The organism is Pandoraea pulmonicola (assembly GCF_000815105.2).
GTDB lineage: Bacteria > Pseudomonadota > Gammaproteobacteria > Burkholderiales > Burkholderiaceae > Pandoraea > Pandoraea pulmonicola.
The window spans coordinates 4,533,113-4,555,133 of sequence record NZ_CP010310.2; the positions used below are offsets into that span (position 1 = coordinate 4,533,113).

The window sequence follows — 22,021 nt, forward strand, 5'->3', positions numbered from 1 at the left end:
CCCGTCCGCCCTGCGATCTGGCATTCGATTTGCGTAAGATAGTCGAGCCACTTGCGAGTCGCCCAGCGCGCGAATGTCGAGTTGGCCGAAACGTTGCACGGCAACACGCGCAATCGCTTCGCGCTTCAGACGCAGTCACTAAACCTATAACAGGAGACATGCAGTATGAGCACTATGGATCGTCGCCACTTCATCAAGGTCGTGGCCGCCGCGTCGGCCGCCGCCGCCACGGGGTTGTACCAGACGCAGGCCCACGCGGCCGAATTCACCCTGAAGTTCGCCAACAACCTGCCGATCAGCCATCCGATGAACATCCGTGCCAAGGAAATGGCGCAGAAGATCGCGGAGCAATCGAAGGGCCGTATCGACTTCCAGATCTACCCGAACAACCAGCTCGGCTCCGATAGCGACATGCTCAGCCAGATTCGCTCGGGCGCCATCGACTACTTCACGCTCTCGCCGCTGATTCTCGGCACGCTCGTGCCCTCGGCGCAGATTTCGGGCGTGGGCTTCGCGTTCAAGGACTACAGCCAGGTGTGGGCGGCCATGGACGGCGACCTCGGCGCCCACGTGCGCGGCCAGATCGCCAAGACGTCGGTGTTCGCCTTCGACAAGATCTGGGAGAACGGCTATCGCCAGATCACCACGAGCAACCGCCCGATCAACTCGCCGGCCGATCTGAAGGGCCTGAAGATCCGCGTGCCGACAAGCCCGCTGTGGACGTCGATGTTCCGCGCGTTCGACTCCTCGCCCACGTCGATCAACTTTGCCGAAGTGTATTCGGCCCTGCAGACGCACATCGTCGAAGCGCAGGAAAATCCGCTCGCGCTGCTCACCACGGCCAAGCTCTACGAGGTGCAGAAGTACGTGTCGATGACGAATCACATGTGGGACGGCTTCTGGTTCCTCGCCAACAAGCAGAAGTGGGACAAGCTGCCGAAGGACCTGCAGGCGATCGTGACCGCCAACGTGAACGCGGCCGCCATGGCGCAACGCGACGACGTGCGCAAGCTCAACGACGGCGTGATGGTCGAGCTCAAGCAGAAGGGTCTCGTGTTCAACGCACCGAACAACGAGCAGTTCCGCGAGAAGCTCCGTTCGGCGGGCTTCTATGCCGAGTGGCACAAGAAGTTCGGCGACGAGGCATGGGCCATGTTGGAAAAGTACACCGGGAAGCTCGCGTAAATGGAAACGTTGACGATGACGGCCGAGCCGACGCACGCGCTCGCCCGCCTCTTCTGCCACGTCAACCGCGCGGTGATGAAAGTCACCGAAGCGGTTGCCGTGCTGCTGGTGGTGGCGGAGACTCTCATCCTGCTCGCGGGCGTGGTCTCGCGTTACGGGTTCGACAATCCGATCACCTGGTCCGACGAGCTCGCCCAGATCCTGTTCATCTGGCTGTCGATGCTCGGCGCCGTGCTCGCGCTCGATCGCGGTGAGCACATGCGCCTGTCCGCCATCGTCAACAAACTCCCCGCGGCGTGGCGCGACTGGTTCCAGACGATGGCCGCGCTCACCGTGTGCGTGTTCGTCGCGCTGATCATCATGCCGGCGTACACGCATGCCATCGAGCAGATGGACATCACCACGCCCGCGCTGGAGATTCCCGACGGGCTGCGCGCGGCAGCCCTGCCGGTCGGCGCGGCGCTGATGCTCATCGCGGCAATCTCTCGCATGGCGCGTTGCTCGTCGCTGCGCCAGTTCGGCCTGGGCGTACTGTTCGTGGCAACGCTCGGCGCCGCGCTCTGGCTCGGCCGCCCGGCGCTCATCGCGATGGGCAACTACAACCTGCTGATCTTCTTCGTGCTGATCGTGGGCGTGTGCGTTGCGGGCGGTATTCCGATCGCGTTCGCCTTCGGCACCGCGACGCTCGGCTATCTGGCGCTCGTCACGGACGCGCCGCTGCAAATCGTCGTGAGCCGCATGGACGAAGGCATGTCGGGCCTGATTCTCCTGTCGGTGCCGTTGTTCGTGCTGCTCGGCGCCCTCATCGAGATGAGCGGTCTGGCGCGCAGCCTGATCGAGTTCATGGCCTCGCTGCTCGGTCACGTGCGCGGCGGCCTGCAATACGTGCTGCTCGGCGCGATGTTCCTCGTCTCCGGCATCTCCGGATCGAAGGCAGCCGACATGGCGGCCGTCGCACCCGCGCTCTTCCCCGAGATGCAACGGCGCGGCTCGAAGCCGGAAGATCTCGTGGCGCTGCTCTCCTCGACCGGCGCCATGACGGAGACGATTCCGCCGAGCCTCGTGCTCATCACGATCGGCGCCGTATGCGGCGTGTCGATCACCGCGCTCTTCGTCGGCGGACTGCTGCCGGCGGTCATCGCCACGCTGGCGATCGTCGTGGTCTGCTTCGCCCGCTCGCGCAAGGAAGCGCCGAACGCTGCGCGTCGGGCACCGTGGAGCGTGATCGGCAAGACGTTCATCGTGGCATTGCCCGCCCTCGCGCTGCCCGTGCTCATCCGCACGGCGGTCATCGAAGGCGCGGCCACCGCGACCGAAGTCTCGACCGTCGGCATCGCCTACACGGTCGTGATCGGCCTGATCGTGCATGCGTTCAGGAAGCATCTCGACTTCAAGCGTCTGTATCCGCTGCTCACCGAGACGGCCGCACTGTCCGGCGCCATTCTGCTGATCATCGGGATGGCCACGGCCATGGCTTGGGCGCTCACGCAATCGGGTTTCTCGGCCAAGCTCGTCAGCCTGATGCACGGCGTGCCGGGCGGGCAGATCGGCTTCCTGCTCATCTCGGTGGTCGTGTTCATCGTGCTGGGCAGCGTGCTCGAAGGCATTCCCGCCATCGTGCTGTTCGGCCCGCTGCTCTTCCCCGTGGCGCGCTCGCTGGGCATTCATGACGTGCACTACGCGATGGTCGTGATCCTCTCGATGGGCATGGGGCTCTTCGCACCGCCGCTCGGCGTCGGTTTCTACGCGGCCTGCGCGATTGGCAAAACCTCGCCCGACAAGGTGTTCAACCGGATGTGGACTTACATGGGCGCACTGCTCGTCGCACTGCTCGTGGTGGTCTTCATTCCCTGGATCTCGATCGGTTTTCTGAAGTAGAACAAACCCGCCAGCGGTTTTTAGATTCACCGACGGGCTCCGCCGCATCGCTGGCGGCGGAGCCCGTGCTGTAGATGTCAATAAATTTAGGAGTCCATAGTATGACGGAGAAAGTAGCAGTTGTAACAGGCGGTGGCATGGGCATCGGCGCGGCGATCTGCGAACGGTTGGCCAGCGATGGCATGACCGTGGTCGTGGCCGATCTGAATGAGAGTGCGGCGCAGGAGACGGTGGCCGCGCTCAAGGCAGCCGGCGGCAAGGCCTCGGCGCTGACGATGAACGTCGGCGACGAGGCGTCGATCGCCGAGGGATTTGCCAAGGTCGCCAAGCAGTACGGGCGTTGCGACGTGCTCGTCAACAACGCGGGCATTGCCAAGACGTTTCCGTTTCTCGAATATCCGATCGACCACTGGCACCAGGTCATGGCGGTGAACCTGACCGGCACGCTGCTGTGCGGCCAACACGCCGCGCGGCTCATGCGCGAGCAGCGCTGGGGACGGATCATCAACATGGCGTCGGTGGCAGGTATTCTGGCCAGCGCCGGACGCACGGCCTACGGCACATCGAAGGCCGCCGTCATCGGGCTCACGCGGCAGATGGCCATCGAGCTCGCGCCGTTCGGCATTACCGCCAACGGCATCGCGCCCGGCCCCATCGACACGCCGCTCACGCAGGTGCTGCACTCGGACGTCTCGCGTCGCAACTACACCGAGACGACGCCGCTGGGCCGTTACGGACAACCGCGCGAAATTGCCGGGGCGGTGAGCTTTCTCGCGTCGGACGATGCGTCCTACGTGACCGGACACATCCTGCCGGTCGACGGCGGCTTTGTCGCCGCCGGGATTCTGGAAATCTGAGGGACTGAAGCCCACAGGCCCGGGCATGTACCGGGCCTCATGGCTTCGCGGCATGGCCTGGCTTCACCGGCGGAGCACGTTGGGACCGCGTTGGGGCCGTGCCGCCAGGCTTCACTCCGGGCCGGTGTCCGGCATATCCGGTACCAGCCGCGCACCCGGTGTGCGCTGCATCTCGCGCCACACGTTGCGCGCATTCTCCACGAACGTCGCCACACACGGGTTGTGGTTGTCGCGATTCCACAGCAACGCCACCTCGGCCACCGGCGCGTTGCGCAGCGGCTTGAACACCGCGTTGCCCGACGCGCTCGCGCTGCTCATCGACATCGGCACCATCGCCACGCCCAGCCCTTCCCCCACCAGGTTGATGATCGTCTGCTGCAGGTTCGTCTCGAGCCGGATATGCGGTGAGAACCCCGCGCGCCGGCAATGCACGACGATCAGGTCGTAGACCAGCGGCGCAATCTCGCGCGGAATGCTCACGAACGACTCGTCGGCCAGTTGCGTGGCGTCGAGCACTCTCACCTTTGCCAGCGGATGCGTGCGCGGCAGCACCGCCACCATCTCCTCGCGGAATACCGTCGCCGTGTCGAGCCCCGTGAGATCCTCGGGACGATACAGGATGCCGACGTCCGTCTTGCCGGCCCGCACGGCTTCGGCCAGCAGGTTGGGCAAGGTCTCCGCGAGCTTCATGTCGACGCGCGAGTACGCCGCCGCGTACGTCCGAGTGAGCGCCGGCAGGATGTTGTAGGCCGAGGACATCATGAAGCCGACGGTGATCGCGCCATCCTCTCCGCGGCTCGCCGCCACCACGTTGCGACGCGCGCGGTCGACCGAATTCAGGATTTCGACGGCGTCCTGATAGAAGCGGGTGCCGGCGCGCGTGAGTCGCACACTACGGCGCGTGCGCTCGAAGAGCTGCACGCCGAGCTCCGCCTCCATCAGCGCGATCTGACGCGACAGCGGCGGCTGGGAAATGTGTAATTGCTGGGCGGCCCGGCCGAAGTGGAGGGTCTCGGCGAGCACGACGAAATACTGCAAATGACGCAGCTCGATCATCTTATACCCCAAAGGTATTAATGGCGCATCTATATTGTATTGGATGTTATGACTGAGCAGACGTATCCTGCATTGGCGGTCGCTACCCGAGCAGGCCGCGATATAAAGAGACGTCAGGAATCGCCAGGCCACAAGCCACCGACGGCGCCCTTTCGTACCGATACGAGAAGGAGACAAGTCATGCCCGCTCACCTTGCTGTAGCGCCTGCCCCCGCTCGACCTGTCGGCCAAGGCCAACTCGCCACGGCCAGCGCCAACACCGCATTCAGCAATATCGCCGCCCTCGCCGAACGCCTCTCACGCGTGCCGCCCCCCCATTCGGCCCCCACGGCTTCCACCGCCCCCGCAATGCAGGCAGCCGCCGGCCGGATGCGCCCCGACTATCTCGCCATCGACGACCTGTGCGGCACCGACGCCCGCATGCGCGAGTTGCTCGCGCGCGGCAAGCGTTTCGTCGATCGCGGCCTGCCGATCCTGATCCTCGGCGAGACCGGTACGGGCAAGGAATTCCTCGCCCGCGCCCTGCACGAATACAGCGAGCGCCGCGCGCAGGCGTTCGTCGCCATCAATACCGCATCGCTGCCCGAGCATCTCGTCGAGAGCGAGTTGTTCGGCTATCAGCGCGGTGCGTTCTCGGGCGCCTTGCCCGGTGGCATGAAAGGCAAGCTGCAGCAGGCCGACGGCGGCACGCTCTTTCTCGACGAGATCGGCGACATGCCGCTCGCACTGCAGACGCGATTGCTGCGCGTGCTGTCCGAGCGCGAGGTCACGCCGCTGGGTGCCATGCGCCCCGTGCCGGTGGATGTGCAACTCATCTGTGCGACGCACCAGGACCTGCCCGGCGCCGTCGCCCAGGGTACGTTCCGTGAAGATCTGTATTACCGCATCGCGGTCGGCGTGCTCACGCTGCCGACACTGCGCGATCGTGACGACAAGGCCGAACTGATCGCCCGCATGCTATGCGACGAGTGGCCAGACGTGCGCGTGGAAGAAGCGCTCGAGCGTGTGTCGCCGCAAGCGATGACGTGCCTGCTGTCGCACGCATGGCCGGGTAATCTGCGTCAGATGCGCGCGGCGCTGCGTTATGCGTGTGCCGTCATGAATGGGAACGTGCTGCGCGCAAGCGACTTGCCGCCGGAGCTGACTGGACCGTCAACGTCGCCTTCGGCTTCGCCGTCTTCGCTCTCATCGCTAACTTCGCGCTGTGACGAAGCACCTCGCATGTCGGCCACGAGCGCGGTCGACGCCATGCGCACCGATGCCGTCGATGCTTCCTGCGACGGCACATTTGCCGACGCGAGCGCACCCGCGTCTCCTCAGACGCAGGAACGCGAGCGCATTCTGCAAGCCCTCGCACAACACCGCTGGAACATTTCAGCAGCGGCGCGATCGCTGGGCGTGTGTCGTGCCTCGCTCTATCGCAAGCTCAAGCAATTGAGCATCCCTCACGTGCGCGACTGCGGCGAAGCGCTGCGCGCCGGGTACTACGCCTGACGAAAATCGCAGGCAAAAAAAAGCGCGGCCAATGAGGCCGCGCCAAGGTTTGGAGACTTTTCACTCAACGCAAAAGTCTACTTCTCGCGGAACGTAGTATAGGTGCGCATCCCGAAATCATTGTCATCATTCGGCGCAATGAATTATTCGGTGAGTCGCAATAGTCGCGTAACACCCCATAAATAAAGGCGTTTTTCGCCATGATGCACAAGCTCTCCCGCGTGAGCATCTAGGAATCAACTCAAAATCCGCGCGTCTCCATCGCTTGCTCCGCGCTCCCATTCCGATTCGCCCCGCCACCTCCCTGACGCGAGCATGACGGTGATCCAACACGGACTTATCACTTTCGCGTCGCACTCATGCTCGTCGCATCGACACTCGTCGTGAGTTCGTTCGATGCGCGTCTCGCGCAACGCACGGATGCGACATGAGTACGCACCGCCGGAACTATTCCACACGATGCATGTCACGCGCAAAACCACGGCTGGCAACGCTTCGCACGCGCTTCGTCAAGCGCTTCACACTGTGTCCCAAGCGCAACACACGTCACTTGCATTGCCATTTCTCGCCTAGGCTTAACTGAGCCAATGCCTTGTCTGGCAACGCTTTTCAGCATGCGCGCAGGATTCTTCTCATATCTGAAATAGATTCTTGCGGATTCTGAAATAGGCGGGAGTAGCCGCCACTCATACACTGCCCCCTGTCAACAGAGCAGTGCCGACACCTGATCGGGTCCGCGAATGACAAACCGTCACCTCGACATGTTCTGTTTCGCCGCGTTCTGTTTTCACGCGAATTCTGCGATTCGTGTCACGTTACTGGAGCTTAAACCATGAAAAAAACTCTTCTTGCCGCGGCCGCCATCGGCGCGTTCTCGGTGGGCGCGCACGCACAAAGCAGCGTCACCCTGTACGGTTTGATCGACGCCGGTGTTTCGTACACCAGCAACTCGACCAACACGATCGGCGCTTCGGGTTCGAAGAACTTCCGTGCAACGAGCGGTCTGGTCAACGGCAGCCGTTGGGGCCTGAAGGGCACGGAAGACCTGGGTGGCGGCAACAAGGCCATCTTCGTGCTGGAAAACGGTTTCTCGATCGCTAACGGTTCGTCGCTGCAAGGCAACCGCATGTTCGGTCGTCAAGCCTACGTCGGCCTGCAGAACGACAAGTTCGGCGCCGTGACGTTCGGTCGTCAGTACGACTCGGTTGTCGATTACCTGGCACCGCTGACGCTCAACGGTTCGTCGTTCGGCGGCACGATCGCATCGCACCCGTACGATAACGACAACACGAACAACTCGTTCCGTGTGAACAACTCGGTCAAGTACTCGAGCGCCAACTACAACGGCCTGACCTTCGGCGGCCTGTACGGCTTCTCGAACAAGGCGGGTGACTTCGCCAACAACCGTGCATTCAGCGCCGGCGTGAACTACGCAAACGGCCCGCTGACGGTGGCTGCCGCTTACTTGGAGCGTCAAGGCAATCCGGGTAACAACAACACGGGCGGTGCAGTCGACACGTCGGCTACGGGTGACTCGGTGTTCAACGCCTCGAAGCAGCGCGTCTGGGGTATCGGTGGTAACTACGCCTTCGGTCCGGCAACGGTCGGCCTGGTGTACACCCACACCCAGATCCAGGGTCTGTCGGGCCTGAACTACAACAGCACTTCTGTTGGCTTCAACAACGACGGCCTGAAGTTCGACAACATCGAAGTCAACGGTCGCTACATGCTGACCCCGGCAGTCTCGCTGTCGGCCGCGTACACCTACACGATGGCCAAGCAGGATTCGACGGACAAGAAGCCGAAGTTCCACACCGTTACGCTGCAAGCTGACTACCGTCTGTCGAAGCGCACCGATGTGTACCTGACCGGTTCGTACCAGCACATCTCCGACAACGAAGGTACGGGCCTTGCCGCCGGTATCGGCGCTGCCGGCGGTATGTCGTCGACCAGCTCGCAAACCGTCGTGGGCACGGGTATCCGTCACCGCTTCTAATCAAGGCGGCGTGAACACCGGGGCAGTTTTCCGGTGTTCCTGACGAAAGAAAGGCTGAGTTCCTCGGAACTCAGCCTTTTTTCTTTTCTCGACGACTCCAACCCGGCATCTCGCCGGGCTGCGCCGAAGCCGGATACTGAGCCCAACCGTCAGCGTTCCGTCTTCGAACCTCATAACTGTTGACGATTCGCCCAGAATTTCTGAGCACGGCCTATCGGGTTATTGGGTTTTCAGACTCAACAACTTCTCTGCGCCGTGCTCCTTGAGCGCGACCTCCAATGCCTTCTGGTAGGCCGGCTGGGCTTCCTCGAGGTGAGCCCGCCCTTGTGCGGTGAGCACCGTGTACACCCCGCGCTTGTCGTCCGGGCACAGGTCGCGGACGGTAAAGCCGGAGCGTTCCAGGCGCTCGACCATCCGCGAGACCGAGCTTTGATTCAAAAGCAGATGCGAGGCCAGTTCCTGCATGCGCAGTTCGGAGTTCGGAGACCGCGCCAGCATTTCCAGCGCGCGGTATTCCGACAGACCCAGCCCATACTGCGCCTGCAACATCCTGCCCAAGTCGGCCTCGACATTAGTAACGACTTGAATCAGCTTGAGCCATGCATCGCTTTTCTTCGGCATCACCGTCGCGCTCCTCTTGAACAATGGGGAGTCCATTTTCTCATATGTATGCCCATACAAGTAGATCAAGAGGAGCGACCTCAAGACGTCATTACGCCAGAACGGAAAGCCAGGAAGGGCTGCATTGCACCCGGCACCGGCAGCTTGTGCACGGCAGGAGAGCGCCAATCCAAGGGGTCGCTGGCGAACAACGCGTAGGTATTGCGATAGTCGAAGCCATGCACCGCCGCCTCGTTTCGATCCACGGCAAACAGCACCTGCGAAACGCCCGCATAGAGAGCGCTCAGATAGCACATGGCACACGGCTCTCCCGATGCCAGCAGCGTCGTCCCATGCAGATGCGGCCTGCCGGTGGCGCGGCAAGCATCGCGGATGGCCTCGACCTCGGCGTGCGCAGTCGGGTCATGACGCTCCCGAACGCGATTGACGCCGCGCCCGAGCACAGTGCCATCGGCATCGACCACCACGGCCGCGAAAGGGATGCCGCCACGATGAACATGCGCCACCGAACAGGCCACGGCCTCCTCCATGCGTTGCGTGAAACGCGCGGCAAGGTCGCTCGCCATCATGCAGCCACCCGCTTTTTGCCGACCTGGAGCTTCGCACTGTCGGCAAGCTTCAACCAGACGACACCGCCGATGATGACTGCCAGCCAGAAGGCCTGCGTCAGCGTGATCGGCTGGTCGAGCAACACGCTGCCGAAGACAGCCGCGCCCACTGAACCAATACCCGCCCATGCTGCGTAACCAATGCCCACGTCGATGGTTTTCAGGGCCACGCTGAGGGCATAAAGCGTCAGCAGGAAGAACACGGCGGCAGCGACAGACCAGTTCAGTACTGTGAACGCCTTGCTGCCTGCCACGCTGAGCGCGTAACCGATCTCAAACGCGCCGGCCAGCAGCAGCATGATCCATGCGCGTCCGTTGCCCTTGTTCGTTTCGTGGGGGGTTGTCATTTTGGATTCCTTGTCAAAGTTGGAATGGGGGAAAAGTGAGGGATGGTCTGTCATGGCTTCACGCCGCACCACTGAGTCGCAGGCCGACGACGCCGCCAATGACCAGGGCGATGCCGAGCGCCTTGCCCAGGGTCAGCCGCTGCCCGAAGAACAGCGCGCCCAGGACAACGACGCCAACGCCCGCGATGGAAGTCCAGATCGCGTAGCCCACGCCAACGTCAAAAGTCAGCAAGGCAAGACTGAGAAAGACGGTCGCGATGGCCCCACAAGCCAAGGTGGCGATCGTCCACCCCAGGCGGGTGAATCCTTTTGCATTTCCCGCGGAGATGGCGACTGCGATCTCGAAAATTACGGCGAAGCCAAGGTATAGCCAATGCATGATGAAAGTACCTCTCTTGAATGTGCTCCTTGCGAGGGCGGTGGGGAAAAAATCGTTGGTCAGGCCTGGGGAGCGAAGGTCGAGGACGACTCCCTCGAATCGCGGGCAAGTTGGTCGATGGCCCGCTTCAACTCGTCCAAGGGCGGTGTGCCCCGGAACACTCGCTGCCCGACGACGATGGTGGGAACCGAGGTGATGAGCATGTCCTCGCGGGCATGGCGTTGCGCCTCGCGGTGACGCTGGGCATAGGTTCCGTTTTCGAGTGCCAGCCGGGCTTGCTCCGGATCGAGGCCAGCATCGGCGGCAATCTCGATCAGGCATTCGGTATCGCCAATGTCCCGACCTTCCTGGAAGAAGGCCTGGAAAACACGCATGGAGTAAGCGTGATCCAGTCCCAGGTCCTGGGCCATCGCCAGAAGCTCAAACGCCTTGGCGGTTCGCGGCTGGGGCGAAATCGACGGCAGCCGTATCGGTACGCCCAGGCGTTCGGCCAAGGGATAGACGGACCGCTGCCAGACCGCGGGCAGATACGGATCTTCCGGCTTCAGCGTCGGTTCTGGCGCGGGACGCAGCTCGAAGGGACGCCAGCCAAGCGATATGTCCCGGTCCCCGATGGCCTCGGAAAGCACCTTTTCCGCGAGCAGGCAGAAGGGACACACGTAGTCGGAATAGATGGTGATGGATGTCATACAGCCCTCATTTATTTGCATGTGCATGCATATTAATAAAGGCAAAAAGAAACGTCAAGTTATTTGCGCGTGCATGTAAATTTATTGTTGATTCGGGTGAGCACGGTGACGACGGCCATCGCTGTGCCGCCAGTCACGTGAATTCAAATCGCAGGGCCGCGCTGCCGCCCGATCGCCCATGGCACTCCGCCGCCGTGCGCCATCGCGGCGATCCCCGGCCTCAATCGCTCACTCAATCGCTCACTCAATCGCTCAGAAGCGCGTCTCGCGTGCCGCGCGCAGGAAGTTGTCGAGCACCGGCGTGCAATCGAGAAACTCCGGTCCGCCCGCGCGGTGGAACTCGGGGTGCCACTGCAAGCCCATCACGAACGGCGCCTTGCGGTAGCGAATGGCCTCGACCACGCCGTCTTCCGCACATATCGCCTCCACGCTCAGATCGCGCCCCAGCGTCTTCACCGACTGATGGTGAATCGAGTTCACGATGGGCACGTCCACCGGCCCGAGCATCTGCGCCAGCGACGATCCTTCGGGGAACGTCAACGTATGGCGATTGTGTTCGTAGGTCTCGGTCACGTGCGGGATGGCTTCCGGCAGATCGGTCGCAATGTCCTGATGCAGCGTGCCGCCGAACGCCACGTTGATCAGTTGGCAGCCACGGCACACGCCGAGGATCGGCTTGCCCTGCTCCACGAATTCGTGCAGCAGCTCGAGCTCGTACATGTCGCGCATGCGATCGCCCTGCCACTCGTGACGTGTGGCGACTTCGGAATAGGTCAGCGGCGAAACGTCGGCGCCGCCCTGCAGCACCAGCCCGTCGAGATGCTTCGCGTAGTCGTGCAGACGGATGTGGCTCGGGTGCAGCAGGCCCTGCGTGTCGACGGTCGGGATCATGAACACCAGCACGTCGCGCGACATCACCCAGTGCGCGATCGACTCTTCGAGATATTGCAGCGTCTTGCTGCGCAGTCCCTTCGAACCCGGCTCAGGATGGAAGATACGCGCCGAGATGCCGATCTTCAGCGTGCGCTGCGTGATGCGCTGCCCGGCGCGGTCGTACCACGCGCGAAAACGTGCCGACATGATGCGGCGCAGGACCGACCACGGCGAATCGCCGGCCTGGAGATACGACGGCTGACCGCCCATTGACGACGGACTGCCCGGACGCGGCGTGCTGCCAAAAGCAGGCTGATGCGGAGGTTCGCCACCGCCTGCCCCGCGCCCCGCCGCGCCACCGGCGCCTGCGCCTGCGCCTGCGCCTTCGTCAGCACCGACACCGGCAGCGTCCTGCCCGCCAATGCTGCCGCCCGCACTACCGGAACCGGCAGCCTTGACGTCCTCACGCGAAGCGTGCGCCGACTTGCCGATGGGGTTGCTGTCGGAAGCCACCTCGGCGGCCAGCGCCCTCGGTGCAGTCTGCGGCGCCTGCGAAGCGGGCTTCGCCGACGGCGCGGCAGGCCGCGTGAGCGTGTCGGGGTTCGGCGGCATATCGGAAGAGCCTTCGGCCGTGCCGGCGACCGGTTTGGCCGTCGGATGCGCGGAGGTCGGCGACGCGGGTTCGACGTAGTCGGATCCCTGCGTGGGAGACGTCGGCGTCGAACCGGATTCGGTGGCCGGACGTTTCTCCTGCGGGGTCGCGCTCTTGCTCGTCTCGCTATCAGGCTTCGGGGAATTCAGGGGCTTGGCGGGCTGCTGCGGCGATTTCGGATCTTGAGCGTCGGTCATGATGGCGTTTTGATGGCGTCCGCGAAGGGGAAAGGGGGGTTGACCATTGCGGCTGGCAAATTATCCCGCCGCCCCGATCACGCCGCAACCGGAAAGCCGACGTCCGGCAAGAAGGCCAACGACACCGGAAAAACCCGGATGAACCCGGCGAGGGCAGCACTGTCGAATGAAGTTGTGACGCATCGAGCGTCACACGTCGCGTGACCTAAAGGCTTCGGCGTGCAAAATGATTTTTGCGCACAATCAAAACAAGTTACGCGATTTTAGACGATATTTCTGAAAATTTCATGTAAATTACGCACTTTCGCCCGCCACCTTCGGCGGGCTCGTCCGTTTCAGGAGTCTGCAAGTGAAGCGCTTCCTCCGTCTGTGGCAGATCGCCCGCCACGATTTCCGCATCCTTTGGCATGCGGTTCGCGATCCCCGCCGTCCCCGCTGGCTGCTGCCGGCCGTGACGCTGCTCGTCGTGTACCTCATCAGCCCGTTCGACTTGATCCCCGATTTCGTGCCGGTGTTCGGCCTGCTCGACGACGTGGTGGTGATCGGCATGGTCGTGCATTGGCTCGTCGGCCGTCTGCCGGCCGATGTCCGCGAGGATGCGCGCGCTCACGCGCTCACGCAGCGCGCTTGAGCGCCTTGCCCCGCCCGCCGAACGCAGGCCATAAAAAAGGACGCCGAGGCGTCCTTTCTTCGTTACCGGTTCCGCTCGACTCACGGCATGAGCAAGGTCGAGCCGGTGGTCTTGCGCGCCTCGAGATCGCGATGCGCCTGCGCCACGTCGGCCAGCGCGTAACGCTGATTGATCTCGATCCGGACCTTGCCGCCGGCAACGACATCGAACAGCTCGTTCGCGGTGGCTTCAAGATCGGTGCGCTTCGCGGTGTAGTTGAAAAGCGTCGGACGCGTGAAGAACAGCGAGCCGCGCGAGACGAGGTCCTCCGTGTGGATCTGCGTGATGGGCCCGGACGCGCTGCCGAAGTTCACCATCGTGCCCAGCGGGCGCAGGCAGTCGAGCGAGCCGACGAACGTGTCCTTGCCGATCGAGTCGTAGACCACCGGCACGCCCTCGCCGCCCGTGATCTCCTTCACGCGCTCCACGAAGTTCTCGCGCGTGTAGACGACCGGATGATCGCAGCCGTACCGGCGCGCGAGCGCAGCCTTCTCGTCGGAGCCGACCGTGCCGATCACCGTGGCGCCGAGCGCCTTGGCCCACTGGCACATGATCAGGCCCACGCCGCCGGCCGCCGCATGAATGAGGACGGTGTCGCCGGCCTTGACGGGATACGTACGGCGCAGCAGGTACTGTGCGGTCATGCCTTGCAACATCATCGCCGCGGCCTGATCGTCGCCGATCGCGTCGGGCAGCCGCACGAGCGATGCGGCCGGCATCACGCGCGCCTGCGAGTAGGCGCCGCACGGGCGGCTCGCATACGCCACGCGATCGCCCGGCTTGACATGCGTCACGCCCTCGCCCACGGCCTCGACCACACCAGCCGCTTCCATGCCGAGCCCGGCAGGCAGCGGTTGCGGATACAGGCCGGTGCGGAAATAGACGTCGATGTAGTTCAGGCCGACGGCGTTATGGCGTACGCGCGCCTCGCCCGGGCCCGGCTCGCCGACTTCGACGTCGACGTACTTCATCACCTCCGGGCCACCGTTCTGTTCGATGCGGATTGCCTTGGTCATCCTCTCTCCTTTCGCTCAGGGTTGCGTGCGGTTCGCCGACGGCATGGCCGCCAGACGCACGATCAATTGTTCAAGCAGCAGACGCGCCGTCGCGCTGTTGGTCGCGCACGGTACGTTGTGCACGTCGCAGGCGCGCACCAGCGCGTTGATATCGGGCTCGTGCGGCTGCGGCGTCATCGGGTCGCGCAGAAAGAGCACCATGTCCACGCGCCCTTCGGCCAGTTGTGCGCCGATCTGGAGGTCGCCGCCGTGCGGGCCGGAGAGCATGCGCTCCACCTCCAGGCCGAGTTCGTTGGCGATGCGCCCGCCGGTCGTTCCCGTCGCCACGAGCCGGCATTGGCGCAGCACGTCGACGTAATCACGGGCGACGGCAAGAATCTCGTCCTTTTTCTTGTCGTGCGCGATCAGCGCTATCCGAACATTGGGGACATTGGGAACTTGCGATTCGGTGGAGACAGTCATCAAAGCGTTCGCAGCCCGTGCGGGGCCGTCCGGAAAGGGTCGCAGGAGAATCAGAAGGTGCCCGGGTAGGCGCCGCCGTCGATCAGGACGTTCTGACCGGTGATGTACCCGGCCTGCGCGCTGCACAGGAAGGCGCAGGTCGCGCCGAATTCATCGGGCCGGCCGAAGCGACGCGCCGGAATCGCGCTCGCGCGCTGACTGCGCGCCTCGTCCACGGTCTGCCCGTGCTTGTCCGCCCAGGCTTTCATCGTGCCGGCGAGACGGTCGGTATCGAACGCGCCCGGCAGCAGGTTGTTGATCGTGACATTGTGCGCCACCGTCGTGCGCGAGAGCCCGGCGACGAAGCCCGTCAAGCCGGAACGCGCACCGTTGGACAAGCCGAGAATGTCGATGGGCGCCTTCACCGCCGACGAGGTGATGTTCACGATGCGCCCGAAGCGGCGCGCGATCATGCCGTCCACGGTCGCCTTGATCAGTTCGATGGGAGTGAGCATGTTGGCGTCGAGCGCGCGGACCCAGTCGTCGCGCTGCCAGTCGCGGAAGTCGCCCGGCGGCGGGCCGCCAGCGTTGGTCACGAGGATGTCGAGCGCTGGGCAGGCTGCCAGCGCCTGCTCACGGCCCTGCGGCGTGGTGATGTCGGCGGCCACCGCCGTGACCTGAACGCCGGTCGAGGCGCGGATGTCATCGGCCGCAGCCGCGAGTGCGTCCGCCGTGCGGGCGACGATCACGACATTCACACCCGCCTCGGCCAGCGCCTGCGCACACGCGCGCCCCAGCCCCTTGCTGGCGCCGCACACCAGTGCCGTGCGCCCCTTGATACCCAGATCCATGTTCAGCCTTCAAGACAAATGAAGCATCGGACAGATGCGGCCGTGGCCGCCTTGCGACGATTCTAAGGGAATCGCGCGTGCGCCGCTGTATCTCTCCCTGTATTTCTCCTTCATGCCGGCGCACCGCGGGGGGCGTGGCAGTTCTCCCCTGCGAGCGGCGCGCCCCGGGCATTTCCCGTGCCAGCGCACCGAAACCCGGACCGGCCGCGCCCGCATCGGCTAAAATCGCGGCCATGCGGGCCATGTCGGCCCAGCCTCAGATCGCTTGCCATGAAACAAGACACCCGCTTTCCAAACCTCTACATCTGCGATCATCCGCTGATCCAGCACAAGCTCTCGCATATGCGCGACAAGGAAACCTCGACGCGCACGTTCCGCGGTTTGCTGCGCGAGATCACCTTGCTCATGGGCTATGAGATCACCCGCGACCTGCCGCTCACGACCGAGCGTATTGCCACGCCGATGGTGGAAATGGACGCCCCGGTGATCGCCGGCAAGAAGCTCGCCATCGTGCCGGTGCTGCGCGCCGGCGTCGGCATGAGCGATGGCCTGCTGGACCTGGTGCCCTCGGCGCGCGTCGGGCACATCGGCGTGTATCGCGACGAGCAGCATCGTCCGGTCGAGTATCTCGTGCGCCTGCCCGACGTGGCCGATCGCCGCTTCATCCTGTGCGATCCGATGGTGGCGACCGGCTACTCGGCCGTGCATGCCGTGGACGTGCTGCGCAAGCGCGGCGTGGAGGAAGAGAACATTGCGTTCCTGGCGCTGGTGGCCGCGCCCGAAGGCGTGAAGGTGCTCCACGACGCGCATCCGGGCGTGAAGCTGTACGTCGCCTCGCTCGACGAGCGCCTCGACGATCACGCCTACATCATTCCGGGCCTGGGCGATGCCGGCGACCGCCTGTTCGGCACGAAGAACTGAACGCACGTTGCCGCAGCAAAACGCCCCGGCACGTCCGGGGCTTTTTGTCGGTTGACGATCGGCCGAACGCGGTCATCCGTTCCTGGGTCTGCGACGCGTGGCCATCGCCACACCGATAGCCGCGAGCACCATCCCGCCCCACGCCAGCGGCGGCATGTGTTCGCCGACCATGACCCACGCCGCCAGCGCGGCGGCCGGCGGCACCAGGAAGAACAGCGCCGATACGCGCGACGCCTCGCCGCGCCGGATCATCGCCAGCAACAACGAAATGGCCACGATCGAGTTGCCGATCACCAGATAGACGAGCGAAAGGCTGAGCTGCCATGTCCATTCGATGTGCATCGGCTCGAGCCACCAGGCGAGCGGCAGCGTCGCGGCAAATCCCACGGCGTACTGCACGAGGTTCGACGTGATCGGGTGCTGCCCCACCCCGAAGCGCTTTTCGTACAGCGTGCCGCAGGTGATGGCGCCCAATGCCACGAAGGTCAGCACAAGCCCCAGCACTGACGTGGCTTCCACCGCCGAGCGCGCGACGATCACGAGCGCCGCGCCCGCCAGCCCCAGGCCGAGACCGACCCAGTTCAGGCCGCTCACACGCTCGCCGACCAGATACGGCGCGGCGAGCGCCACGAGAATCGGTTGCAGCGACGTGATCAGCGCCACGCTGCCCGCCGAGACGCCCATCCGCAGCGCGAGATACGTCATGCTGAAGTACAGCGCCTGGATAAGCAGGCCGATGACGACGAGATGCCCCCACGCCGCCGCCGTCTTCGGCAACGGCGGACGCATGACGAGCGCCAGCGGCGCGAGCAATACGAGCACGAGGCCGTAGCGCAGGGCGAGGAAGGTCAGCGCGTCGGCATACGCGAGGCCGATCTTGGCGATGGTGAAGCCGACCGACCACAGGAACAGGAAGATGAGAGGCGCGGCACGCAACCACAGCGGGTCGTGGGCAACACCCGTGCGTACCGGCTCAAGCGAAGGTTTCAGCGACATGGATTGACAGGGGGCCTGGCGAGAATGGCGATCCCGAACGCGGCTGCGGCTTTCGGGATCGCCGTTTTGTTGTTATGCCGGACGGCACGCGGTCCGGACGAAGATGAAACATGACATACCCGCGCATCGAGGCGCGGCGAGCCGAACACAAACCGACGAAGCGTCAATGAAGCGTCAACGGCGTCTGCTGCCGCCGAAGATGCTGCCGAGCACGCCGCGCACGATCTCGCGGCCCAACTGGCTGCCGACGGTGCGCGCCGTACTCTTGACCATCGCTTCGATGGCCGTGTCCTTGCGGAGCGAGCCGCCGGCGCCGCCCAGCAAGCCGCCAAGCGAGTCCTTCACGGTATCGAGCAGACCGCCGCCCGAAGTGCCGCCCGAAGCGCCGCCGGCAGGTGCGTCCACCTGACGGGACTGCGTGCGTCCGACGAGCTTTTCGTACGCGGACTCGCGATCCACCGCATTCTCGTACACACCGGCCACCAGCGACGACGCCATGAGCGCCGCGCGCTCCTGCGGCGTGATCGGCCCGATGCGCGAGGCGGGCGGCGCGACGTACGCACGCTCGGTCACCGCCGGGCGGCCCTTCTCGTCGAGCAGCGACACCAGCGCCTCGCCCACACCCAATTCGCCGATCACCGTCTCGATGTCGAGCGCCGGGTTGGCGCGCATGGTCTGCGCCGCCACCTTCACGGCCTTCTGGTCGCGCGGCGAGTAAGCGCGCAACGCGTGCTGCACGCGATTGCCCAGTTGGCCGAGCACGGTGTCGGGGACATCGACCGGATTCTGCGTCACGAAATACACGCCGACGCCCTTCGAACGAATCAGCCGCACCATCTGCTCGATGCGTTCGAGCAGCGGCTTGGGCGCCTCGTTGAACAGCAGGTGCGCCTCGTCGAAGAAGAAGACGAGCTTCGGCTTTTCCGGGTCGCCCACTTCCGGCAGTCGCTCGAAAAGCTCGGCGAGCAACCACAGCAGGAAGGTCGCGTAGATGCGCGGGGCGGCGAGCAGCTTGTCGGCCGCGAGGATGTTGACCATGCCGCGCCCTTGCGCGTCGGTCTGCATGAAGTCCTCGATGTTGAGCATCGGCTCGCCGAAGAACTTGTCGGCGCCCTGCTGCTCCAGCGTGAGCAGCCCGCGCTGGATCGCGCCGATCGAGGCGGCGGAAATATTGCCGTACTGGGTGGTGAACGTCGACGCGTTGTCGCCCACATGCTGCAGCATGGCACGCAAGTCCTTGCTGTCGAGCAGCAGCAGACCGTTGTCGTCGGCGATCTTGAAGACGAGATTGAGCACGCCGCTCTGCGTCTCGTTCAGGCCCAGCAGGCGCGCGAGCAGCAGCGGACCGAGATCGGAGACCGTCGCGCGCACGGGGTGGCCCTGCTCGCCGAATACGTCCCACAGCGTCGCCGGACTGCCGTGCCAATCCGGTGTATCGAAGCCGAGGTTGGCGACACGCTCCTTGAGCTTGGGCGTCTCGGTCCCCGGCTGCGTGATGCCCGTGAGGTCGCCCTTCACGTCGGCGAGGAAGACCGGCACACCGATGTCCGAGAACGCCTGCGCCATCACCTGCAGCGTCACGGTCTTGCCGGTGCCCGTCGCGCCCGTGATCAGGCCATGGCGGTTACCCATGGCGGGCAGCAGACCGAGCACGTGCTGCGCGTTGCGGGCGATGACGAGCCGGTCGCCGGTGTCCTGCGCGGAACTCGCGCCGACAGGCAGGTGCGCCGCGGGAGCGGGGGTGGCAGCGGCGGATGACGCGGTGGCCGCCGAGGTATCGGCGGGAGAGGAGGAAGAAGCAGGAGAAGACACAGCGGAAGAAGCAACGGACGACGCTTGCGACGGCACGGACTTGCGGGGCATGAGCAACCTCGGCGACAGACGCCGGCTTGACGCGTGACACGGCGCAGCAAACACCCGTGGCACGGTGCGGCGGCATGATAAAATTGCCTTCGATTATAGCGGCACGTTGCCGCTTGGACCGTCCCGGCCCGGTTTGCACACGGTGCACCTCGGGCGCACGGGGCGATTGGGCAATTGAAGGGCAACTGGTTTTCGGGCGCCCGCGACCCCGGTGGTGGCGGGCGCTCCCGTTTCAACGGCTGGCCGCGTCGAATCCTGGCGGCCGCAGCGCATACTTTGCCGCACAGCGCGGCACGACGGAGAAATTCATGGCGGGTCATAGCAAATGGGCCAACATCAAACACAAGAAAGCGGCAGCCGATGCCAAGCGCGGTAAGGTCTGGACACGCCTGATCAAGGAAATCACCGTGGCGGCGCGCCTCGGCGGCGGCGACGCCGACAGCAATCCGCGCCTGCGTCTGGCCGTGGAAAAGGCAGCCGACGCGAACATGCCCAAGGACAACGTCAAGCGCGCCATCGATCGCGGCATCGGCGGTCTGGACGGCGCCAACTACGAAGAAATCCGCTACGAAGGCTATGGCCTGAACGGGGCGGCGGTGATCGTCGACACGATGACCGACAACCGCACCCGCACGGTCGCGGAAGTGCGTCACGCCTTCTCGAAGTTCGGCGGCAACATGGGCACCGACGGTTCGGTGTCGTTTCTCTTCACGCACTGCGGCCAGTTCCTGTTCTCGCCGGAAACGCCGGAAGACAAGCTGATGGAAGTCGCGCTCGATGCGGGCGCGGACGATGTCATCACCAACGACGACGGCAGCTTCGAAGTCATCTGCCCGCCCAACGACTTCCAGGCCGTGAAGGCCAAGCTCGAAGCGGCGGGTCTGAAGGCCGAAGTCGCCGAAGTCACGATGAAGCCGCAAACCGAAGTGGTCTTCACCGGCGAGGACGCCGTGAAGATGCAGAAGCTGCTCGACGCGCTCGAAAACCTCGACGACGTGCAGGAAGTATTCACCAACGCCGTCATCGAGGAATAAGATGAAAATCATGGTTGTCGGCTCGGGCGGCCGCGAACACGCGCTGGCGTGGAAGCTTGCCCAATCGCCGCGCATTCAAATCGTCTACGTTGCCCCCGGTAACGGCGGCACGGCGCTCGACGAGCGCCTGCGCAACGTGCCGATCAGCGACCCGAACGTGCTCGCCGAATTCGCCGCGCGCGAAGGCATCGCCCTCACGGTGGTCGGCCCGGAAGCGCCGCTCGCCGCCGGTATCGTCAACATCTTCCGCGCGCGCGGCCTGAAGGTCTTCGGACCGACCAGGGAAGCGGCGCAGCTCGAATCGTCGAAGGATTTTGCCAAGGCGTTCATGAAGCGCCACGGCATTCCGACCGCCGAGTACGAAACGTTTTCCGACGCCGCCAAGGCCCACGCCTACATCGACGCCAAGGGCGCGCCGATCGTCATCAAGGCCGACGGCCTGGCTGCCGGCAAGGGTGTCGTGGTGGCGATGTCGCTCGAAGAAGCCCACAACGCCGTGGACGCCATGCTGGCCGACAACAAGCTCGGCGACGCCGGCGCCCGCGTGGTCATCGAGGAATTCCTCGAGGGCGAGGAAGCCAGCTTCATCGTGATGGTCGACGGCAAGAACGTGCTGCCGCTGGCCACGTCGCAGGATCACAAGCGTCTGCTCGACAACGATCAGGGCCCGAACACGGGCGGCATGGGCGCCTACTCGCCCGCGCCGATCGTGACCCCGCAGATCCACGCGCGCGTGATGCGCGAGATCATCCTGCCGACCGTGCGCGGCATGGAGACGGACGGCATTCGCTACACCGGTTTCCTGTACGCCGGCCTGATGATCGACGCGCAAGGCAACATCAAGACGCTCGAATTCAACTGCCGCATGGGCGACCCCGAAACGCAGCCGATCATGGCGCGTCTGAAGGGCGACTTCTCGGTGGTGGTCGAGCACGCGATCGCCGGCACGCTCGACAAGATCGAACTCGACTGGGACCGCCGTTACGCGCTGGGCGTGGTGCTCGCCGCGCACGGCTATCCGGACAATCCGCGCAAGGGCGATCGCATTTCTGAGATCCCGGCGGAGACGTCCGACTGCGTAACGTTCCATGCCGGCACGAAGCTCGAGAACGACGTGCTGTCGGTCACCGGCGGACGCGTGCTGTGCGTCGTCGGCCTGTCCGACACCGTGCGCGGTGCGCAGAGCGTGGCGTATCAGACCGTCAATCAGATCAATTTCGACGGCATGCAGTATCGCCACGACATCGGCAACCGCGCCCTCACGCGCAAGCCCGAGTAAGTCACCGTCCGGCGCCGCGGCGGCCCAGCGCCGACGCCATGCACCGGTCCGCCACGGCCCGGGGATTCCACATCCCCGGGCCGTTGTCGTTTGGGCGCGTGTGGCCCTTCCCCGCTAC

General features: G+C 64.5%; 21 protein-coding genes. 9 read left to right on the plus strand and 12 right to left on the minus strand.

The genetic code is table 11. The annotated features are described in order from the left end of the window. Positions 1 to 165 precede the first annotated feature (165 nt). From RO07_RS19345 to RO07_RS19355, 3 genes are all read left to right on the plus strand, one after another. The gene (locus RO07_RS19345) at positions 166 to 1,185 is read left to right on the plus strand and encodes a TRAP transporter substrate-binding protein (protein WP_039404945.1); all 1,020 of its coding nucleotides are present in this window, start codon (positions 166 to 168) and stop codon (positions 1,183 to 1,185) included. Positions 1,186 to 1,200: 15 nt separating this feature from the next. Next, on the plus strand, positions 1,201 to 3,063 hold the full coding sequence (locus RO07_RS19350; RefSeq protein ID WP_052267423.1) for a TRAP transporter large permease: 1,863 nt from the start codon (positions 1,201 to 1,203) through the stop codon (positions 3,061 to 3,063). A gap of 101 nt (positions 3,064 to 3,164) precedes the next feature. After that, a complete protein-coding gene (locus RO07_RS19355) occupies positions 3,165 to 3,920 on the plus strand; it encodes an SDR family NAD(P)-dependent oxidoreductase (RefSeq protein WP_039404949.1) in 756 nt (251 codons plus the stop codon). Positions 3,921 to 4,031: 111 nt separating this feature from the next. On the opposite strand, the gene RO07_RS19360 is transcribed toward RO07_RS19355, so the two are convergent. Beyond that, positions 4,032 to 4,976: a LysR family transcriptional regulator gene (locus RO07_RS19360; RefSeq protein ID WP_039404950.1), complete on the minus strand. Its 945-nt coding sequence runs from the start codon at positions 4,974 to 4,976 to the stop codon at positions 4,032 to 4,034. Between the two features lie 369 nt (positions 4,977 to 5,345). Here RO07_RS19360 and RO07_RS19365 point away from each other — a divergent pair, with 369 nt between their 5' ends. Both RO07_RS19365 and RO07_RS19370 read left to right on the plus strand, forming a co-directional pair. After that, a complete protein-coding gene (locus RO07_RS19365) occupies positions 5,346 to 6,470 on the plus strand; it encodes a sigma-54-dependent Fis family transcriptional regulator (RefSeq protein WP_039404951.1) in 1,125 nt (374 codons plus the stop codon). 832 nt (positions 6,471 to 7,302) lie between these two features. After that, entirely contained in the window at positions 7,303 to 8,466 is a 1,164-nt protein-coding gene (locus tag RO07_RS19370) for a porin (protein WP_039404952.1), read from the plus strand. Positions 8,467 to 8,685: 219 nt separating this feature from the next. Here RO07_RS19370 and RO07_RS19375 read toward each other — a convergent pair whose 3' ends face one another. The 6 genes from RO07_RS19375 to RO07_RS19400 all read right to left on the minus strand — a co-directional run bounded on the left by RO07_RS19375 (position 8,686) and on the right by RO07_RS19400 (position 12,832). Further along, a complete protein-coding gene (locus tag RO07_RS19375) occupies positions 8,686 to 9,087 on the minus strand; it encodes a MarR family winged helix-turn-helix transcriptional regulator (protein WP_039412916.1) in 402 nt (133 codons plus the stop codon). Positions 9,088 to 9,167: 80 nt separating this feature from the next. After that, on the minus strand, positions 9,168 to 9,656 hold the full coding sequence (locus RO07_RS19380; RefSeq protein ID WP_039404953.1) for a nucleoside deaminase: 489 nt from the start codon (positions 9,654 to 9,656) through the stop codon (positions 9,168 to 9,170). After that, positions 9,653 to 10,096 carry a DMT family transporter gene (locus tag RO07_RS19385; protein ID WP_237171302.1) on the minus strand — a complete coding sequence of 148 codons (444 nt, stop codon included), beginning with the start codon at positions 10,094 to 10,096 and terminating at the stop codon, positions 9,653 to 9,655. Before RO07_RS19385 ends, RO07_RS19380 begins: the two co-directional genes overlap by 4 nt. 4 nt (positions 10,097 to 10,100) lie before the next feature. Continuing rightward, positions 10,101 to 10,421, minus strand: coding sequence for a DMT family transporter (locus RO07_RS19390; protein WP_039404958.1), 321 nt, complete (start codon positions 10,419 to 10,421; stop codon positions 10,101 to 10,103). 59 nt (positions 10,422 to 10,480) lie between these two features. Beyond that, positions 10,481 to 11,110, minus strand: a complete 630-nt coding sequence (locus RO07_RS19395) for a DsbA family oxidoreductase (protein WP_039412918.1) — start codon at positions 11,108 to 11,110, stop codon at positions 10,481 to 10,483. Between the two features lie 252 nt (positions 11,111 to 11,362). Further along, positions 11,363 to 12,832 (minus strand): gamma-glutamyl-gamma-aminobutyrate hydrolase family protein, encoded by a 1,470-nt coding sequence (locus RO07_RS19400; protein WP_072637103.1) that lies wholly within the window; start codon positions 12,830 to 12,832, stop codon positions 11,363 to 11,365. Between the two features lie 349 nt (positions 12,833 to 13,181). Between RO07_RS19400 and RO07_RS19405 the strand changes: the two genes are divergently transcribed. Continuing rightward, entirely contained in the window at positions 13,182 to 13,463 is a 282-nt protein-coding gene (locus RO07_RS19405; protein WP_039404960.1) for a YkvA family protein, read from the plus strand. Between the two features lie 80 nt (positions 13,464 to 13,543). Here RO07_RS19405 and RO07_RS19410 read toward each other — a convergent pair whose 3' ends face one another. From RO07_RS19410 to RO07_RS19420, 3 genes are read right to left on the minus strand one after another with little or no spacing between them, the layout of a single operon-like run. Beyond that, positions 13,544 to 14,518, minus strand: coding sequence for a quinone oxidoreductase family protein (locus tag RO07_RS19410; protein WP_039404962.1), 975 nt, complete (start codon positions 14,516 to 14,518; stop codon positions 13,544 to 13,546). A 15-nt stretch (positions 14,519 to 14,533) separates the two neighbouring features. Next, positions 14,534 to 14,980, minus strand: a complete 447-nt coding sequence (locus RO07_RS19415; protein ID WP_052266733.1) for a methylglyoxal synthase — start codon at positions 14,978 to 14,980, stop codon at positions 14,534 to 14,536. Positions 14,981 to 15,030: 50 nt separating this feature from the next. Continuing rightward, a complete protein-coding gene (locus RO07_RS19420) occupies positions 15,031 to 15,810 on the minus strand; it encodes an SDR family oxidoreductase (protein ID WP_039404964.1) in 780 nt (259 codons plus the stop codon). 270 nt (positions 15,811 to 16,080) lie between these two features. Here RO07_RS19420 and upp point away from each other — a divergent pair, with 270 nt between their 5' ends. After that, positions 16,081 to 16,731 (plus strand): uracil phosphoribosyltransferase, encoded by a 651-nt coding sequence (gene upp / locus RO07_RS19425; protein WP_039404967.1) that lies wholly within the window; start codon positions 16,081 to 16,083, stop codon positions 16,729 to 16,731. A 72-nt stretch (positions 16,732 to 16,803) separates the two neighbouring features. Here the strand turns inward: upp and RO07_RS19430 are convergent, their stop codons facing one another. Beyond that, a complete protein-coding gene (locus RO07_RS19430; RefSeq protein WP_039404970.1) occupies positions 16,804 to 17,727 on the minus strand; it encodes a DMT family transporter in 924 nt (307 codons plus the stop codon). Positions 17,728 to 17,901: 174 nt separating this feature from the next. Continuing rightward, the gene (locus tag RO07_RS19435; protein ID WP_052267424.1) at positions 17,902 to 19,359 is read right to left on the minus strand and encodes a helicase HerA-like domain-containing protein; all 1,458 of its coding nucleotides are present in this window, start codon (positions 19,357 to 19,359) and stop codon (positions 17,902 to 17,904) included. A 539-nt stretch (positions 19,360 to 19,898) separates the two neighbouring features. Between RO07_RS19435 and RO07_RS19440 the strand changes: the two genes are divergently transcribed. Together RO07_RS19440 and purD are read left to right on the plus strand one after the other, a co-directional pair. Further along, positions 19,899 to 20,624, plus strand: a complete 726-nt coding sequence (locus tag RO07_RS19440; protein WP_039404973.1) for a YebC/PmpR family DNA-binding transcriptional regulator — start codon at positions 19,899 to 19,901, stop codon at positions 20,622 to 20,624. Between the two features lies 1 nt (position 20,625). Beyond that, complete coding sequence (gene purD / locus RO07_RS19445) at positions 20,626 to 21,903, plus strand: phosphoribosylamine--glycine ligase (RefSeq protein WP_039404975.1); 1,278 nt, start codon at positions 20,626 to 20,628, stop codon at positions 21,901 to 21,903. Positions 21,904 to 22,021: the final 118 nt, after the last annotated feature.